Source organism: Ruoffia sp. FAM 26254, from assembly GCF_045528545.1.
Taxonomy (GTDB): domain Bacteria; phylum Bacillota; class Bacilli; order Lactobacillales; family Aerococcaceae; genus Ruoffia; species Ruoffia halotolerans.
Map to the genome: position 1 here is coordinate 1 of NZ_JBGQQY010000042.1, position 18,487 is coordinate 18,487.

General features: G+C 37.9%; 16 protein-coding genes and 1 pseudogene. 11 read left to right on the top strand and 6 right to left on the bottom strand.

Features of this window, described 5'->3' with window-relative positions:
* The first annotated feature begins 489 nt into the window (after positions 1–489).
* Both ACEN3Z_RS09235 and msrA read left to right on the top strand, forming a co-directional pair.
* Entirely contained in the window at positions 490–1,356 is an 867-nt protein-coding gene (locus ACEN3Z_RS09235; protein ID WP_407090615.1) for a MetQ/NlpA family ABC transporter substrate-binding protein, read from the top strand.
* 33 nt (positions 1,357–1,389) lie between these two features.
* Positions 1,390–1,914, top strand: coding sequence for a peptide-methionine (S)-S-oxide reductase MsrA (gene msrA / locus ACEN3Z_RS09240; protein ID WP_407090616.1), 525 nt, complete (start codon positions 1,390–1,392; stop codon positions 1,912–1,914).
* Positions 1,915–1,973: 59 nt separating this feature from the next.
* On the opposite strand, the gene ACEN3Z_RS09245 is transcribed toward msrA, so the two are convergent.
* Positions 1,974–2,354: a VOC family protein gene (locus tag ACEN3Z_RS09245; RefSeq protein ID WP_407090617.1), complete on the bottom strand. Its 381-nt coding sequence runs from the start codon at positions 2,352–2,354 to the stop codon at positions 1,974–1,976.
* Positions 2,355–2,498: 144 nt separating this feature from the next.
* On the opposite strand from ACEN3Z_RS09245, the gene ACEN3Z_RS09250 reads away from it, so the two are divergent.
* Positions 2,499–3,239, top strand: a complete 741-nt coding sequence (locus ACEN3Z_RS09250; RefSeq protein WP_407090618.1) for a sulfite exporter TauE/SafE family protein — start codon at positions 2,499–2,501, stop codon at positions 3,237–3,239.
* A gap of 95 nt (positions 3,240–3,334) precedes the next feature.
* Here ACEN3Z_RS09250 and ACEN3Z_RS09255 read toward each other — a convergent pair.
* Positions 3,335–4,251: pseudogene (locus ACEN3Z_RS09255) on the bottom strand (LysR family transcriptional regulator).
* Positions 4,252–4,375: 124 nt separating this feature from the next.
* On the opposite strand from ACEN3Z_RS09255, the gene ACEN3Z_RS09260 reads away from it, so the two are divergent.
* Both ACEN3Z_RS09260 and ACEN3Z_RS09265 read left to right on the top strand, forming a co-directional pair.
* Positions 4,376–5,551, top strand: a complete 1,176-nt coding sequence (locus ACEN3Z_RS09260; RefSeq protein WP_407090619.1) for a 5-methyltetrahydropteroyltriglutamate--homocysteine methyltransferase — start codon at positions 4,376–4,378, stop codon at positions 5,549–5,551.
* A 285-nt stretch (positions 5,552–5,836) separates the two neighbouring features.
* Positions 5,837–6,496, top strand: a complete 660-nt coding sequence (locus tag ACEN3Z_RS09265) for a DNA alkylation repair protein (protein ID WP_407090620.1) — start codon at positions 5,837–5,839, stop codon at positions 6,494–6,496.
* Positions 6,497–6,762: 266 nt separating this feature from the next.
* Here ACEN3Z_RS09265 and ACEN3Z_RS09270 read toward each other — a convergent pair whose 3' ends face one another.
* A complete protein-coding gene (locus ACEN3Z_RS09270; RefSeq protein ID WP_407090629.1) occupies positions 6,763–8,355 on the bottom strand; it encodes a potassium/proton antiporter in 1,593 nt (530 codons plus the stop codon).
* A gap of 165 nt (positions 8,356–8,520) precedes the next feature.
* Between ACEN3Z_RS09270 and yghU the strand changes: the two genes are divergently transcribed.
* The 3 genes from yghU (at position 8,521) to ACEN3Z_RS09285 (ending at position 10,627) form a co-directional block, all read left to right on the top strand.
* Positions 8,521–9,306 carry a glutathione-dependent disulfide-bond oxidoreductase gene (gene yghU / locus ACEN3Z_RS09275; RefSeq protein WP_407090621.1) on the top strand — a complete coding sequence of 262 codons (786 nt, stop codon included), beginning with the start codon at positions 8,521–8,523 and terminating at the stop codon, positions 9,304–9,306.
* Between the two features lie 95 nt (positions 9,307–9,401).
* Positions 9,402–9,887 (top strand): DNA-deoxyinosine glycosylase, encoded by a 486-nt coding sequence (locus ACEN3Z_RS09280; protein WP_407090622.1) that lies wholly within the window; start codon positions 9,402–9,404, stop codon positions 9,885–9,887.
* A 92-nt stretch (positions 9,888–9,979) separates the two neighbouring features.
* The gene (locus tag ACEN3Z_RS09285; protein WP_407090623.1) at positions 9,980–10,627 is read left to right on the top strand and encodes an alpha/beta fold hydrolase; all 648 of its coding nucleotides are present in this window, start codon (positions 9,980–9,982) and stop codon (positions 10,625–10,627) included.
* Here ACEN3Z_RS09285 and ACEN3Z_RS09290 read toward each other — a convergent pair.
* Positions 10,624–11,514: a DegV family protein gene (locus ACEN3Z_RS09290; protein WP_407090624.1), complete on the bottom strand. Its 891-nt coding sequence runs from the start codon at positions 11,512–11,514 to the stop codon at positions 10,624–10,626. The two genes, ACEN3Z_RS09285 and ACEN3Z_RS09290, sit on opposite strands and share 4 nt — an antisense overlap.
* A gap of 152 nt (positions 11,515–11,666) precedes the next feature.
* Positions 11,667–12,851 carry an enoyl-ACP reductase FabV gene (gene fabV / locus ACEN3Z_RS09295; RefSeq protein WP_231606925.1) on the bottom strand — a complete coding sequence of 395 codons (1,185 nt, stop codon included), beginning with the start codon at positions 12,849–12,851 and terminating at the stop codon, positions 11,667–11,669.
* A gap of 197 nt (positions 12,852–13,048) precedes the next feature.
* Here fabV and ACEN3Z_RS09300 point away from each other — a divergent pair, with 197 nt between their 5' ends.
* The 3 genes from ACEN3Z_RS09300 to ACEN3Z_RS09310 all read left to right on the top strand — a co-directional run bounded on the left by ACEN3Z_RS09300 (position 13,049) and on the right by ACEN3Z_RS09310 (position 16,964).
* Entirely contained in the window at positions 13,049–14,029 is a 981-nt protein-coding gene (locus tag ACEN3Z_RS09300; RefSeq protein WP_407090625.1) for a LacI family DNA-binding transcriptional regulator, read from the top strand.
* A 91-nt stretch (positions 14,030–14,120) separates the two neighbouring features.
* Complete coding sequence (locus ACEN3Z_RS09305; protein WP_407090626.1) at positions 14,121–15,494, top strand: PTS transporter subunit EIIC; 1,374 nt, start codon at positions 14,121–14,123, stop codon at positions 15,492–15,494.
* Between the two features lie 24 nt (positions 15,495–15,518).
* Positions 15,519–16,964 carry a glycoside hydrolase family 32 protein gene (locus tag ACEN3Z_RS09310; protein ID WP_407090627.1) on the top strand — a complete coding sequence of 482 codons (1,446 nt, stop codon included), beginning with the start codon at positions 15,519–15,521 and terminating at the stop codon, positions 16,962–16,964.
* 58 nt (positions 16,965–17,022) lie between these two features.
* Here ACEN3Z_RS09310 and ACEN3Z_RS09315 read toward each other — a convergent pair whose 3' ends face one another.
* Positions 17,023–18,303 carry a hemolysin family protein gene (locus tag ACEN3Z_RS09315; protein WP_407090628.1) on the bottom strand — a complete coding sequence of 427 codons (1,281 nt, stop codon included), beginning with the start codon at positions 18,301–18,303 and terminating at the stop codon, positions 17,023–17,025.
* Positions 18,304–18,487 lie beyond the last annotated feature (184 nt).

The following is an 18,487-nucleotide window of genomic DNA, read 5'->3' on the forward strand; positions in this document are numbered from 1 at the left end:
GATTCACCGCGGCTTCCAACAAGCTGAAGCAGAGCTAGAAAAAATGTTTGAAAGATTAACAAATTAATAAATCGATTTTATAGAAGGAGTACTTCATTTACACATAATTATTGACACTCCCTGACAATTTTAATGAAGACGCATAATATATAAAACAATAGATTAATAAGCGACTGTGATGAAGAGAAGAGTAGCGAAACGACTTAACAAGTACAGAGAGCCTGGTTCGGTGAAAAAGGGCAGTTTAAGCGTGAGTGAAGATGAGCTTGGAGCAGTTTAAGAGGTTAACGCTTCTTAGACGGGAACACCCGATACAGTGTGCAGTATTTATTGATACTGATTGAGCTATTATTTGTGAAGATAATAGAAATTTGGGTGGTAACACGACTCTTCGTCCCTTTTGTTAGAGATATCTCTGACAAAAGGGACTTTTTTTATTCAAAAAAGTTGCAAGGTCTGGAAGAATAATAGCTTATGGGAGAGAATATAATGAAACATATCAAACGTGTATTTGGTATCGTATTAAGTATCTTATTAGTGAGTGGCCAATGGCTTTTACCAGCTGCTTCAGCTGAGGAAACAAAAGAGTTTGAAGGTGAAACGGTCATCGTCGGTGTTGTAAGTGATACAGGACTTGAACTATGGGAATATGTAGCAGAGAAAGCTTTGGAAGAGGAAGGAATTACTTTAGAACTGGTTCTGTTTAATGATTACAATCAACCAAACGTCGCACTGCAAAATGGCTCGCTTGATATGAGTGGTTTCCAAGGGCATCCGTTTATTAAATCTTGGAACGAAGATAATGCCGGCACGGTCTATGCGATTGCCAATACAATCTTAATGCCCTTAGGTCTATATTCTGAGAAACATACCTCTCCAGACGATATTCCAGAAGGCGGAAGCATTGCTTTACCAAACGATCCCTCAACGTTAGGACGGGCACTTTTAGCTTTAGAGATTGCTGGATTAATTGAAGTTGATGATGAAGTTGGAATTTACGCGGATGAGGAAGATATTACCGCGAACCCTAAGAATTTAGAAATGGTGCTTGTTGAACCAAACTTTGCGGCACTATCTTTACCAGATGTGGATGCAGCTTTAATTAATACAAATTTTGCCAATGATGCAGGATTATCCATTAATGACGCTATCTTCAATGATGCAGAAGATGTGGATAAAGTTAATCCAATGTACATCAATACCATTACAACTTTAGAAGAGAATAAAGATAACCCATTATACTTAAAAATAGCAGAAATTTACCAAACAGATGATGTTGAAGAGAAAATACATGAAGTATATAACGGTGAGACATATCCAATGTTCGATGTGCCCTTACCAGAAGTAGAAAACTAAGAACTAGAATATATAGAAGAGAAGGGGATTAATGTGACAAAACAACACGAAACAGCAATTTTAGCAGGTGGATGCTTCTGGTGTATGATTCAACCATTCGATCAATGGGATGGCGTTCATTCAGTAACTTCAGGTTATACAGGCGGGCATGTTGTGAATCCAACATATGAAGCAGTTAAAAGTGGAGAAACGGGACACACTGAAGCAGTTCAAATTGAATTTGATCCAAGTATCATTTCTTATGAGAAAATCTTAGATATTTATTGGAATATTAGTGATCCAACAGATGCTGGGGGACAGTTTATTGACCGTGGTTCATCCTATCGACCTGGTATCTTCTACTTAACAGAAGAACAAAAATTAAAGGCAGAAGCGTCTAAAGAAGCCTTAGAACAAAGCGGAGCCTATGATAGACCAATCGTTACAGAAATCACTCCTGCAGAGGTGTTTTATGAAGCAGAAACATATCACCAAGATTTCTATAAAAAAGACCCAGAACATTATAAAGCTTACCGAGCTGAGTCTGGTCGAGATAAAGCTAAAAGTTTAGTTAATTAAAGAAAAAATGTAAGTGTGTTGGAAAATAACCAATACACTTACATTTTTTTAATTATTACTTATTTAGCTCGTTTTACTTCAATACGATATCCATCTGGATCTGTTACGAAGAAGTAAGTTGGCGTGCCACCTGTAAGACCTCTTAAGTCACCAGTTTCATAAGTAGATGCTTTACATACTTCATGCATTTTTTCTAAGTCGCTGACAGTCACACCTAAATGACTGAAGCCGTCCCCAATATTATATGGTTCTGCATCATAATTATAAGTCAGTTCAATTTGTACAGATGATCCAGGAGAATTTAAGTAGATTAAATCAAACTTATTCTCAGGGAATTCTCTGCGACTAGCCACTTCAAAGTTAAATAGATTCGTATAAAAATCTAAAGTAGCGTCAATATCTCTAACACGTAGGCAAATCTCAACGAGTTCTTGGTTCATAATAATATCATCCTCCAATAGTTTCTTACTTTCATTCTAACATGAAAAGGATATATAGGCATTTGATTCAACCTACTGAATAACTAAGTTTGGAAGACGCTTACTATATATTCTATAATGAGCTTAACACGGATGAGGGGACGAATGTTTGAACTGGATGTATTCGAAATAATAATGCTAGCTACAAGTGCGCTCATCGTTGGTTTCTCAAAGGTTGGAATTCAAGGGGCAATAATACCAGCTGTCGCCATGATGGCATTAATTTTTGGGGGTAAAAATTCGTCAGGTATTATGTTGCCAATGGTGATTGTAGGCGATCTTATAGCAATCTTTAAGTATGGTAAGAAAGGAAACATAGCGGATGTACTTAAATTAATTCCAGCCAGTATCGTGGGTGTAGTTGTGGGTGCCATTGTTGGGAACTGGATCAATGATGCACAATTCAAATTCCTTATCGGCATCATTGTTATCCTCTGTATTATTCTTTTAATCGTTCGAGAATATCAACAAGAAGCAATAGTTTTGCCAGACAATCCCCTTATCAAAGGTGCTGTCGGTACTTTGAGTGGCTTTTCTTCAATGATTGGAAATGCAGCGGGTCCCATCTTTAATGTGTATATTTTAACTCAACAGCTTAAGAAGGAATCAATGATTGGTACAGTGGCTTGGTTCTTTTTTCTAGTTAATCTGATTAAATTGCCATTTCATATTTTTCTTTGGGGTACGATTAACAGCGATACAGTCAAGTTTACGGTGTTTTCAATTCCATTCATTGTTGTCGGTGCTTTAGTCGGAATTTGGCTCATTAAGCGTATCAATGATGTATGGTACCGCCGATTTATTATTATCGTAACTGTATTAACAGCATTGCGATTGATTTTATAGTTGATGATGCTATTTAAATACATAAATACAAAAAAGTGAAGTAAATTAAGGTGTGTCTATGTTTTATGGTCTATCGATGAATAAAGTAAAAATTATCAGTTACTCCCAACAGACACTTCTAGTCGTTCCGTCAAGATCTCAAGAAATATGTGAGCGATTGGTTTTAATGTGTGCATGTTATTAGTAATATAGCCGATTTCAATCGTTTCGGAAGAGACGAGTGGCCTTGCAATAATATCGCTCCCGTTCAAATCAGCATTGATAATACCTGAGCTAATCGTGTAGCCATTTAGGCCAATAGCTAGATTAAACAAAGTTGCTCGGTCACTCACTGTAATTGTTTTACGTGAAGCAAAGTCGGCCAATACTTCCTCCCAAAAATAAAAGGAATTGTGGTGCCCTTGATCGTAACTTAATTTTGGATAAGTATCTAAATCAGAGAGAGCTATCTTTTCATAATCGGCTAAGGGATGATCTTTATAAATAAATACATGTGGTTTAACAGAGATAAGTGGTGTGAAATGAATGTGTTTTTTTCTAGTTCAGCGTTGATGACTTGACGGTTATAATGACTGCGATAGATAATACCAATTTCACTTTTCAAATTAGCTACGTCTTCAATGACTTCATAGGTTCGAAGTTCTTTCAATGTCGCTTGATAGTCATGGTCTTCGTATTGTTTCAGCAGACGGACGAATGCATCAACTACAAAAGCAAAATGCTGCCCTGCCACGCTAAAAATTTGTTGCGGTGCTTCATCGTCTTTATAACGGCGGTTCATCAAATTAATTTGCTCGCTAATTTGCCTTGCATATAATAGGAATTCTTCGCCTTCACTCGTAAGAGTCACACCTTTGGAACTACGGTGGAACAGCGTGATATTCATTTCCTTTTCCAACTCTTTAATCGCATGTGATAAGGACGGTTGGGAAAGATATAATTCATCAGCTGCTTTAGTAATTGAAGCCGTCTCCACAACCTTCAAGAAATAATCTATTTGCTTTAGATTCATTGAAACACCCCTTTTTTTATTTGGTCATAGTTAAATACTATGCTAAGCAAACTAAAATAGATATTACTAATAGCTCATCATGTATTCTATACTATTAGAAACAAATTAAAAAGGGGTAATATGAATGACAAAAACAGCTAACTCAACCAACCGATTCTTGACCGTAGGATCATTATTACGTCCTGAGTCATTATTAGATTATAAGACGAAAATCGAACAGCGTGATGATATTGCGTATCCATTTTACAATGATTTTGACGGCTATAAGAGAGAAGAAGATCAAGCCGTGGAAGCAGTTGTTGGCCAACAAATTGAACATGGCTTACCTGAAGTGACTGATGGCGAATATTCAAAATCTATGTGGCACCTTGATTTTGTGTGGGGTTTAAATGGTATTAAACGCTACATTGCGGATAATGGGTACTTCTTCCGTGATCTGGATCAAGAGAGCAGTTATGAAACTCGTAAGGATATCGGCATCACAATTGAATCGCCTTTACATGGTCATAATCATACATTCATCGACCACTTTAATCGCTTAAAAGAAGTATCACCCCAAGGTGCAACGTTAAAGCAATGTATTCCATCTCCGTCACATATTTTTGGAGAACTTAGCTTGTCAGAGGAAATCGGAGGGAAAGTTTATCAGACGGCAGAAGAATTCAAAAAGGATTTAAGTCAAGCTTACAAAGATTTCTTAAAAGAATTCGCTGAAGCAGGTGGAACGATTATCCAATTTGATGACTGCTTATGGGAGTTATTTGCTGAAGATAACCCACATAGTCCTTTTAGTGGTACTGACTTTGATCACTCATCAATCTCAGGCTTAGCCCAAGAATTCATTGATTTGAATAATGATGTCATTGCCTATGCTCATTCACTGGGTCTAAAAGTCTATACGCATAATTGCCGTGGTAACTATGATTCACGTAATATGGGTGGTGGAAGTTACGAGAAAATCGCGCATTTATTCTTAGAAAAACAAAACTATGACCGTTTCTACTTAGAGTGGGATGATGAGCGTGCCGGAGACTTAAGTGCGTTAAGCGTCTTTAAAAACAAGCCTGACACAGAAGTAGTCTTAGGATTCTTATCAAGTAAGTCGGCAAAATTAGATGATGAAGCTGCAGTGTATGAACAATTAGAAAAAGCTACTCAGTATGTTTCAAAAGATAATCTGTACTTATCTCATCAATGTGGCTTCGCGTCATGTGATGGAGGGAATGAATTATCTCAGGAACAGCAATGGGATAAAATCAAGCAAGGTCAAGCCATTGCTTACCGATTCTGGGGAGAGTAAGTAAAAAAGAGCGATAAACTATGTCAACTGATCAGGTAGCAAAGCTTTCTTTATTTGGTCGTTGATTGTGAGAGTATATTTATGGAATAGTTTTACTATTCTGTAGATGTGCTCTTTTTCTGTATATTGGATGCAATCTATTCATCAAGGAGGCAGGCAACTAAAGAAACAGGGATCCAATATACTTTTGCTGAATAAGAAACATCCCAAGGAGATCCTTTCGATTGTTTAGAAGAAAGCTATAATTATTTAAAAGCTCACGGATTTAATTAAAGGAGTATTTCGATGAATCAAAACAAAGTAATACAGACCTCTGAAAAAGCGGAAACAATATTTCGACAGATTGATGATAATACAAAATTAGGTGACTTACGAAAAATTGTAAAAGAAATAAAAGTTGATCATGAACTGGCGATGGAACTTTGGTCGAGTGGTAAGTTTTTACCAAGGCTTTTATCAATTTTAATTATTGACAAAAAACTACTTTCAGAAGAAGTATTAGATGAACTTGTTGATGATATGCAAATTCATACATATGATGAAAGTAACAATCTAATGGATTGGTTGTTAGCTAATCAGCTCACAAAGAATAAGAAATTAACGACACTCATGGAGTCGTGGGAGGATAGTCCATACGCACTTCAAAGGCGGACTTACTGGTATCATCAAGGGCGATTAAGATGGACTGGGAAAACACCACCAAATAATACATCAGACTTGGTAACTGCAATTGAAGCTAAAATTAGTCAAGAGCAACCAGAAGTTCAGTGGGCTATGAACTTTACAGCAGGCTGGATTGGGGTTTATGAGGAACAGTACCGTAAACGTTGCGTTATAATTGGTGAAGATACAGGCCTGTACAAAGATGAGAAAGTTTCGAAAGGGTGTACGCCGAATTATTTACCAGAATTTATTATGATTGAATCAAATAAACGCGATTTGTAAACGCGATATTTAACTTCATTCTCACTTCCATAATATCTACTTGAGACGATAATTTATTAATTATAAAACAAAGTAAGTTATCAATATAATATTGAAATTATAATGTTTAGTTTAGGATGGAGTGAATGGTATATTGTAAGTGAATAACAAACTTGAAGGAGTAGTTTAATGACGTCAAAGGGTCTTGATCTAAATGCAAGATTGGTTTGACTCAAGTTAACGTCTACAAAAAATAGCGAGGCATATGTGCCTCGCTATTTTTCTATTTACTTCGCATTAGATGCTTCTAAAACTAAGACGGTATCCTGATCAAGAATAGTTGTATCCCCATTTGGAACAATCAACTCATTATCGCCTCTTAAGACTAGGACGATCAAGGAGTCACGTTCTAAGCGAATATTTTTAATCTGTTTATTAACCCAATTGTGGTGGCTGTTGATTCGAAATTCTAGTAAGTCCGTTCCGACCACATCGAAGTAAGAACGTCCAGCTAAGACAATCACATCGCCAACTTTAAGTTGCACATCGCCGTTCGGGACAATCGTTTCGCCGTGACGAAGGACTTTTGCGATAATAAAATCAAAAGCCAGTGTGATATCTCGAATATAAGTATTCACTAAGTCACTGTCTGCTTTTATCTTAGTAGCTAAAAAGCCGACGTCACTCTTATCTTGTAACGAGTTGAAGTTACGTAAAGACGCATCTTCAGGATCAACCATATCCATTTTCTTAGATAAGGTTGGTAAATAACCTCCTTGAATGAGAGATGATAACAGACAAATATCAAAGACAATATGATAGAGGTCGTTCAAGAATGGTGTGTCAGAATTGACCACACTAATGGCGAACGCAATTGCCGCAGCTCCTCGTAGTCCGGCAAAGGCAATAACAGGCAGTTGGTTTTTATTCAACTTAAAGGGCGCCATTAAACCATAAACCGAGGCAGGACGCGCAATAAATGTCATAAATAACATAATCACTAAGGCAATCGGCAACATAGCAATAATCGAACTTGGATCAGATAAAAGACCAAGTAAGAAGAATAGTCCAATTTGCGCTAAGTTTGTAAAGCTATCAAAGAAGAAGACAACTTCACGCTTACCAACGAATTCTTTATTACCAATATAAATACCAAAGATATAAACCGCTAAGTAGCCGTTACCACCAATTTGGTTTGTAAATTCATAAGTGAATAAAGCAGCGGCAGCTAACAGAATGACTTCCATATTTTCTCGAGTATTTAAGTAGTCGAGAATACGGATGAATACCCACCCTAAAGCAAAGCCGAGTAATAAACCAATCCCAACTTGTAAGATAATTAAGACAGGAACATTGACGTTTTTTCCTTGAAGAAGTGTCGAGAATAGTACGACCATCGTATAAGCCGTCGGGTCATTCGATCCTGATTCTAACTCTAGTAATGAGTCTGTATTGTATCTTAATTTTAAGCGTCGAGAGACGAGAACGTCCGATACACTGGCATAATCGGTCGAACCAATAATGGAACCGAGTAACATAGCCTCAAGTAAAGAAAAATCAAAGACTAAATAAACGAAGAGTCCGGTGATCAATGCGGTTAGAACCGTTCCGAGGAAACTTAAAGTAATAGCTTCTTTTGCAACTGGCTTTGACATCTTCCATTTTGTACCAAATCCTCCATAGAAAATAATGAACATCAGAGCTATGGAAGATACTTGATTGGAAAAATTATAATTCGTAAAATCTGCGCCAAAAAAATTAAAGGAAACACCTAAGAGCATGAACAGAAGTAATTGTGGTATCTTTAAATCACTTGAAATGCGCATAGCAATCAAGGCCAAGATAAGCACAAGTGAAATGATTAATATATAAATTGTAATCTCTCCTTATTATTATTGCTTAAGACTATTATAGCACAGTTAGGTAGAGACCTTAGTGAAATTACATATAAAATTAGCGGGAATAGTTTCTAAGCGAATACTTGGGAAAAGCTCAGTAAAAGTAGTATGATAAAGCTACGAATAAACTTTATAAGGAGTGTTACGATGACGGCATATGAATTACCAAAAGTGTGGAAATGGGAAGACGAAAATTCAGATTTAGGGGGTAATCGCCCAACTGCTGGGAGTCGGTTCGAACAAACATTGCCTGTAGGAGAAGCGCCATTCCAACTCTATTCACTAGGAACACCAAATGGAATTAAAGCAACCATTATGTTTGAAGAGTTAAAAGAATTAGGTGTGGATGTTGGTTATGATGTGTATTTAATAAATATCGGCGACGGTGACCAATTTGGTTCAGATTTCGTCGAAATCAATCCAAACTCTAAGATTCCAGCCTTGGTTGATCAAAGCCAAGAGCCACGATTAGAAATCTTTGAATCAGGTTCGATTTTACTTTACTTAGCAGAGAAATTTAATAAATTAATTCCAACAGATATTCATGGTCGCACTGAGACGATGAACTGGCTATTCTGGCAAATTGGTGCAGGACCTTATGTTGGCGGAGGATTTGGACACTTCTTTGCCTATGCACCAGAACCAATGAAATACCCGATTGATCGCTTCACAATGGAAACAAAGCGTCAATTAGACTTATTAAATAAGACTTTAGGGAAACGTCCATATATTGCAGGAGACGAATATACAATTGCGGATATCGTAAACTGGTCGTGGTATGGCCGTCTTGCTCTAGGGGATTTATACGAAGGTTCAGCAGAATTCTTAGACATCCAATCATATCCAAAGGTATTAGAATGGGCTCGCCGCATTGCAGAGCGTCCAGCTGTGAAGAAAGGTTTAGAAGTCGAATACAAACCAATCAAAGACTAAGTTAATAAGTAATTAGTTGCTCTTTCTGAAGTACAAGCTTTGGCTTCTTTAGAAGGAGCTTTTTGCATTAAAAATGTTGAATAGGAGAATGAGATATGGAAGAGACACATAGTTTTGGACCGGTCGTCAATCAAGGAACACGCATCCTCATTTTGGGTAGCCATCCGGGTGTGCCGTCTTTGCGAAAGCAGCAATACTACGGTAACCCCGGGAATGCCTTTTGGCGGGTAGTATTTAACGCCTTAGAAGTTCCAGACCCAGTTGATTACCAAGAACGCTTAGATACCTTACAAGCCCACGGCATCGGTCTTTGGGATGTGTATGCGACGGCGAAAAGAGAGGGAAGTTTAGATCATAAGATAAAGAATCCGACCTTAAATGATTTTGAAATCGTGTTAAAGGGTATACCAATCAAACTCATTATTGCGAATGGGAAAACAGCCTATAAAGAAATTATTAAGCAACCAGTCTTTCAATCCTATGACGTTGTCAGCGCCTTATCTACAAGTGGTTTGAATAACGGCCGTGAAAAAGAACGCATGGAACAATGGACTCAAGCCATTCGCTCAGTGTTAAATTAAGTAAAAGTCTTTAAGGATGTTTTTTAAAGGCGATGTGTTATACTAACGCAACCTACCTGGTGAAGAGTCATTATAGAAAAGAGGTCATAAAGATGAGCCAGAAAATATTTTTTATAAATGGTTTCGGAGGCGGTCGAGAAGATTCATTGGAGTTACGAGAGTCATTGGAAGAAAAAGGCTATGAATTTACTTATCTAGATTTACCGGGACAGTTCGGTGCGAAAGATGTCACGATTGATGATTTTGAAGAGTTGCTAGCTTATTTTGAAGGGTATTTTCCAGATGAAGAGATCATCTTGATGGGGCATTCTATCGGGGCCGAAATCGCTGCTTACTTATCTACCCGCCTAACACAAATTGAACGAGTGATTATGTTGGATGGGGGAATCTTGACGAATGAAGATGTTGGTAAAACGCTGGCTGAATCTATGGAAGAAACTAAAGAAGTACTAAGTCAAATAGGTGGCGACGAGTTATCTGAAGAAGGCTTGTTGGAACTAATGAAATTAAATGATGCGATGAAATTAACGATTATCCGACCGGATTACAAAACTCCGACCTTATTGCTATTAAGTGATTCCGAAGAGGAGTTACCGATTAAAATGCAAAGACTGGAAGAGAGACAAAACTCTTATGTCGATTATAAAGTTATACAAAAAGCTAGCCACAATCTCTATGCAGATCAACCTGACCTGACGGTCAAATTGATTGCTGAATGGCTAGCAAATGCGCGTATTTAATTGGAGTATGCGGAAGGATTTAATAATGGGGCCACGTTGATTGAAATGGCACCACTCCCGCCATGAGTTCCTAGAACGGGCGTAATAAAGCCAATTCGAATGGGTAAATCAGGGTAAGCGGATTGAATGCGGTCGCGCATGACTTGGGCATCTTCTTCAGCCCCAGTATGGCCAACCGCGACATATGCGTGTTTTGGATATTGTTGAATGTGTGTATCCGCAATCTCAAACAAGCGGTCATGAGCCTTTTTCTTCGTCCGGATTTTTTCCGGAACATATACTTGCCCATCGTGTTCTGCACCCATTGTAATGATGGGCTTAATATTGAGGGCATTGCCAAGAAACCCACTTAATGAGCTAACGCGACCACCTTTCACTAAGTTATCCAGTTTTGCTGGAGTGAAGTAAAAGGCTGATTGTTCAAGCAAATGCTTGATACGAGTAACAATGTCATTTGGTTCAAATTGACGTTGAATGAGTTCAACTAAATTAAGTACCATCGCCTCCATCACAAAAGAAGTCAACTGTGCGTCAATTAAATGAATGTCTAATTGATCGCTGAATTCTCTGGAAGTCGTTTGAATTGATTGAAAGGTTCCACTTATTTTCTCAGAGAGTAAAACACCAAAGACCGTGTCATAACCATCTTGAACGAGTTGCTCAAATAAATCATAAATTTGTTTCGTATCGGGTTGAGAAGTTTTGGGCAGGTTTTTCTCAGTGTCCATTCTATCGTAAAAATCTTTCGTTAAAGACTCATCGGGCGAGTCAATATACACAGTCCCATCTTCAAATATGGTACTAAGATATATTTGGTAAATATTCGAGAGCGTCGCTGTTTCTTCAGTTAAGCCTGCAGTACTATCCACAATAATGGCAGCTTTCATTCTCCTCATCCTTTCTTAAATATAATATTATAATGAATTAATATCATCCTTTAATTAATCTTAAGTATATAGTGAATAAAAGCCAAATGAAAGGCCTCAGACAGCAAAAAACAGTTCGCGTTGGACAGGCGAACTGTTTTTTGTTTGAATTTTTAGAATTCTAAAGCAAGTAAATCATCTAGAGTTGTTTCTTCGCCTTCGGCTTCGTTATAACCGTCAACGTCAAAGCCAGCTAAGTTTAAATATTCTTTCATAAAGATACTATAACCAGTTTTGTCCGAAGTGAAATTATCTTCATTAATCGTGTGAATTAATGTTTCAGCTTCTTTTTGAACTTCTGGATCTAACTCCCAACTATCTGGACGTAGGCGTCCTTTGTCATCATACTCTGCATTATTACCATATAACATATCACGGTAAATACGGTCTTGGTGCATAATTGGCGTTTCATGCGTTCCGTTATCAGCCATGATGCGATAAAGCCCCATGCAATACACTGGGAAGAATGGTATCACTGAACTGGCTTTGGTTGTTACAGCCGTCGCAACCACAATCGTCGCTTTTCCATTAATATCAGTTAATAATTCATTAATATTATCTGCTTTGACTTCACAGTCTGCTTTCGCTTGACCTAACGTTCCGTCACCATAGTAAGGACGGTTTAGATCAGAACCTAAGTATGAGTAATTTACTGTTAAAACATCTTCTTCTAGGACACCTGCTTCTTTTAAAGCTTCCATCCATAATTGCCAATCTTCGCCCCCCATCACTTTGACTGTATCGGCAATTTCTTCTTCTGTCGCAGGTTCTAAGACGTGCTCAAAGAACTCTTGTTTTTGAATATTTACATTCGGTCCGACAACTGTTTGGTCAATCGATTTAATCACTGAATTAAAGCGTTCGCCGGTATCAGGATCTGTGCGGACACTTGACGCAAGACTGTATACAACCAGATCAACTTTACCACCAAATTCTTCTTTGATGTATTTAATAACATCTTGCTTCGTTTCGTGACTGAAAGCATCTTGGACGAAGTTTTTCGCGATTAAGCCTTCGGCTTCTGCAGCTTGTTTAAAGTAGATATTGTTATACCAACCTGCTGTCCCTAAGTTTTTTTCTGATTTAGGACCTTTTTCAAATGATACACCAATCGTATCCGCATTCGCACCGAAAGCGAGACTAATACGTGTCGCTAAGCCGTAACTTGAAGACGCACCAATGATTAAGACTTTTTTAGGGCCTTCATAAGCACCTTGTTCTTTAACAAAGTCAATTTGATTATTCACTTCTTGTTTACACCCAATTGGGTTAACACCAAATGACACATTTCCACGCATTTTATGTTCGAATTTGATAGTAATGACCTCCAATGATTAATTAAGTATCTCTAATATACTAAAATTTCACCTAATTTGATAGTTATAACCGAACTGTGGCGAATTATTTTAAAGGAATCTTAGGATTTGAATTTGGACAATGAGTTCATTGGTCCGATATGGTAATATAATGTTAAATAGATAAAGAGGTGAAGGAATTGACGACATTAAATGACATTGCGAAGCGTGCGGGTGTGGCAAAAAGCACGGTATCCCGGTATTTAAATAATGGATCTGTGAGTGATAAGACACGTGAAAAAATCCAAGCCATCATCGAAGAAACAGGTTATGTGCCGAATCAATTTGCCCAAAGTTTAAAAGCCCAGCACTCAAATATGATTGGTGTGGTTCTGCCAAGATTCGATTCCCCATCGACAAATCAAGTGTTAAAAGGGATCGATGACGTTGCGCATGAAAAAGGCTACCAGTTAATGTTAACCAATTCCAACTTGAGTATTGAACGTGAGAAAGAGAATATCTCTTTATTAAAAAGACAAAAAGTCGGCGGCATCATTCTCATCGCGAGTAAGATGGATGAGGACTTAAAGAAACAAGTAACTCAATTAAGCATTCCCACCCTCATTTTAGGCCAAAAAATTGAGGGTGTTCCAAGTCTTGTCCATCAAGATTATGAAGCTGGCAGATTGATTGCTGAACATGCCTTGGAATTAGGGCATACAAAAATATTATACGTCGGCGTCACAGAAGAGGACAATGCGGTGGGGGTTTTGAGACGAAATGGGTTTATGGATACAGTAAAAGAAGCAGATTTTGAAGCAGCATTCCATGAGACGAGTTTCTCAAGAAAAGAAGCTTATCAACAAGCTTTAGACTATTTACCAACGACTGAGGCAACTTATATCGCGGCTGCAACGGATCATATAGCGATCGGAATATTGAATGCAGCCAACGAATTAAATCTATCTGTTCCAGATGATTTTTCTTTATCCGGTTTTGGGGGATATAGCGAATCTGATTATACATTTCCAAGTATTACGACCATCGATTACCCATTTTATGGCTTAGGGATTAAAGCGTTGAATCGGATCGAACAAATGATGAAAGAGGATCCAGTTAGCTTACTGGAGACGATGCCCAATCAATTAAATGTAAAACAATCCACTAAAAAAATAAAATAACAAAAAATGCTTGCAATTTGCAAGCGTTTGCTTTACTATTTAATGGAACCGGTTCCGTTTTCAAGTTTTGTAATTATCTGGAGGGATAAACATGGGGAAATATGATAAATCAATTGAACAGTTGTTGGATGTCATTGGTGGTAAAGAGAATATAAAAAACTATGAGCACTGTGCTACGCGCTTGCGTGTTGTGCTTAAAGACGATAGTAAGTTAGATAAAGAGAAAGCAGATAATATTGAAGAGAGTAAAGGTTATTTCTTCTCAACAGGGCAACATCAGTTTATTTTTGGTACAGGAAAAGTCAATGAAGTCACTAAAGAATTAGATGAATATTTAGGAAAAACAAGTTCAGATGATGATGGGTCGATGAAAGATGATATTTATGCAAACTTAAATCCTGTTCAAAAAGTTGTTCGAATTTTAGCAGATATTTTAGTGCCTTTAATTCCAGCGCTAGTAACGACAGGGCTATTAATGGGTCTGCGTGGTTTACTAGTTGAACTTGGTCTAGAGATGACTGAAGATGTTGCAGGACTCTTTGCGATGCTAACAGATACGGCTTTTGCATTCTTACCAGTGTTAATTGCCTACAGTGCAACGCGTAAATTTGGTGGGAATCCGTTGTTGGGTATTGTTGTTGGGTTGATGATGGTAGCACCACAATTACCGAATGCCTATGACGTTCGAGGCGGCAGTGCGAGTCCGATGAATATTTTTGGGATTGATATTTATGGCTATCAAGGTTCGATTTTCCCAGCGATTCTTGCGGGTTGGATGATTAGTAAATTGGACAAATGGTTACGTACATGGGTGCCTAAAGTGATGGATCTGATTGTTACGCCGTTCTTAACGATTACGATTACAATTGGTGTTATATTATTTCTGTTAGGTCCAATCATTCAAGTAATTGAAAGCTTTGTCATTGATGGTATCGTCACTTTAATCAATGCGCCGTTAGGTATTGGCTACATAGTCTTTGGAGCACTTCAACAATTAATTGTTATTACTGGTTTACACCATTCAATTGGTTTAATCGAAATAACGTTGCTGAGTGATACGGGATTGAATGTGATTCAGCCTTTAACTACAGTGAGTATGGCAGGACAATTTGGTGCTGCAATTGGAGCAGCCTTTTTAATGAAGGACCAAGTGAAACGTACAAACATGATCAGTTCAGCGGTGCCTACTTTATTTGGAATTACAGAACCCCTATTATTCGGTGTTAACATGAGATCACTGCGTATATTTGGTTCAGGGATTGTTGCAGGTGCGGTTGGAGGATTTTTAATTTACCTCTTCGACTTAGCAGCAACAGGTATGGGAATTACTTTTATTCCTGGATTATTACTTTATACAAGTAGCTTAACAGCTTTAACACAATACATTATCGTGAGCTTAGCAGCATTCCTAGTAGGTTTCATCTTAGTTCGTTTACAAGGAAAAGCGATTCGTGAAGAAGTTTAAAATCGAGGTAAAGGAGACGAATGGATGAGTAAAAAAGCATATATTAACTGGAAACAAATTCAAGCAGCTCAAGCAAAACTAAAGCCAAGTGTAGAGGCAGATCCATGGCGACTCAGTTATCACCAAATGCCTGAAACAGGCTGGTTGAATGACCCAAACGGGGCGGTGCAATTTGACGGCGTCTATCATTTATACCATCAATATGTTCCCCAAGACCCTAAAGGTGGCGCAACTCATTGGGGACACAAAACGTCGACAGATATGGTGCAATTTAAAGATGAAGAGATCTTTATGTCACCTGATCAAGCGTTTGACCAAGATGGTGTATATTCAGGCAGTGCCATTGTATTAGACGATAAGATTCATTTCTTCTATACAGGTAACGTTAAAAATGAGGGTGACCATGATTATACATTTAGTGGACGCGAACAAAATACTGTCCATGTAGTTTCACCTGATGGTTTTACAATTGAATCAAGAGAAATGATCATTCCGCACTCAGCGTACCCAGAAGGTTTTACGGATCATATTCGCGATCCAAAAGTATTTGAATTAAATGGAAAATATTACTTGATTTTAGGTGCGAGACGTCGTACTAATATGGGAAGCATCTTGATTTATAGCTCACCTAATTTATATGACTGGGAATATGAAGGTATATTTCTAGAAGGGGATGAAGAGCAAGGGTACATGTGGGAATGTCCGGATTACTTTAATGTGTCAGGTAAAGATATCTTAGTTTTTTCACCACAAGGAATCCTACCAACAACATACAACTATCATAACCCACATGCGGCCACTTACTTAACCGGGCAAGTGAACTGGGATGAGTTAAAGTTCCAAGTGGAAGAAGATTTTAGAGAGTTGGACCATGGATTTGATTTCTATGCACCTCAAACGTTTGAAGACGACCAAGGTCGCCGCATTATGTGGGTTTGGATGGGCATTGGCGATACTCAGCCGGAATACAATAACCCAACGATTGCGAGAGGGTGGCAACATGCGATGGCTTTACCGCGTGAGTTAAACTTTGAAGACGGCATGTTAAAACAACGCCCCTTAGTGGAATATCAAACTCTGCGTGGCCAAGAACAGTCGTATTCACTGACTGAATTGTCTGCTGACACACTAAGAGGTGAAGTCTACGAACTATTGATTGATTTTGATGAACGACCGAAAGATTTTGAACTACAACTGCGACAAGATACTTCGGTAACTTATCAAGCCGGGGAACTAACATTAAGACATGGAGAAAGTGGCTACGGTCGTCGTAAGCGCACGCTTCCACTTGAATCACTATCGCAATTACACATTTTCTCTGATACGTCCTCATTAGAAATCTTTGTCAATGATGGTGAAGCCGTCTTTACTTCACGCGTCTATCCCGATGCGAACCAAGATAAGATACAAATAACTGGAAATGGAACCGGAAAAGTCACTTATTGGGATTTAGCGACAACAACTAAATAATTTAAAAAGGCTCAAGAACCGTGATAAATTCATCACCATTCTTGAGCCTTTATTTATGCTATTCTTTAATGCGAGTAACTTTTAATTGAGTTGCAGTTGCTTCATTGACTTGCATTAATTCAAGCATCAGCATTTCAATTTCAAGGCATGTGCCAATCTTATCTTCGCTTGGAATAATTTCGGATTTATATGTGAAGTAGCCACCAATTGTGTCCACTTCGTTACTTGTCACAATGGTACCAAAGTATTCATTGAAGTCATTGATATTCATAATACCGTTGACTAGCCATGATGATTCGTCTAGTTTTTGCACTAGAGCATCTTCTTCGACCGTATCATATTCATCATAAATCTCTCCAACAATTTCCTCGATAATATCTTCTAAAGTAACGAGTCCAACGGTTTGACCGTATTCGTCTTTTACAACCGCAATATGATTGCTCGTTTGTTGAATTTGCGAGAATAAATCATCTAATAGTAAAGTTTCAGGAACATTTAAAGGATCATGAGCTAAATCTTTTAAATCGACTTGGGTGTAATCGCCGACCAGGACACTCGCACGCAAGTAGTCCTTCACTAAAACTACACCTAAAATATTATCTTTGTCATCTTGATAAACAGGCAGTCTTGAAAATGTCGAATTGACGATGATTTCGTGATTCACTTCGCGTTCTTTATTAATATCAATCATCAATGCTTGATTACGAGGCACCATCACCTCACGAACATTTTTCCGGTTCAGTTTCAGAACACCTTGCATCATGCCAACTTCATCCGATTCAAGCGCTCCTTCTTCACCACCTCGAATCACAATTTCACGGATATTTGAGAAAGTTAATTTCTCATCTTCATTGGAAAAGTCAATCGGAAGAAGCGATTGAAAGAAGTTTAACGTGACAGTTAAAAACCAAACGACCGGTTTAAAAATCGTGTAAATCAGATTTAAAATACGTGCCGATGCCTTTGAATATTTTTCAGGAATGGCTTGCCCAATTGATTTAGGTAATAATTCCCCGAAAATTAAAGTTAATACAGTTACGATGAGCGAAATAACGATCGCCGCACCTTGTGCACCTAGATAAGGTGAAATGAATTGTGATAACCCACTCGTTGCAAAAGATGAGTTTAACGTTCCGATTAAAGTAATCGCCACTTGGACAACCGCTAAAACGCGATCTTGATTGTAATATAGCTTTAATGCGAGTTGAGCCTTTTTGCTCCCAGATTCGGCTTCTTTCTCTAATTTGTCTTTATTTGCAGTTATAAATGCCATCTCTGAACCAGAGAAAAAACCATTTAACAGAGTAAAGACAATAAGTAAAATGATGGGTGTTAACATCGCTTTCTCCTTTTTTTATTTGTTAATAAAGTGTATTGTTATGTAATCTATTATATCTCGCCGATTGTAAAATTAAGCTAGACAACTAAAACAGCCATTTGTGGTACACTCAACTTGTAATTCCGACCAAAGAATACAAAGGAGTGACCACAAATGACCTACACCCATCTTACCACGGATGAAC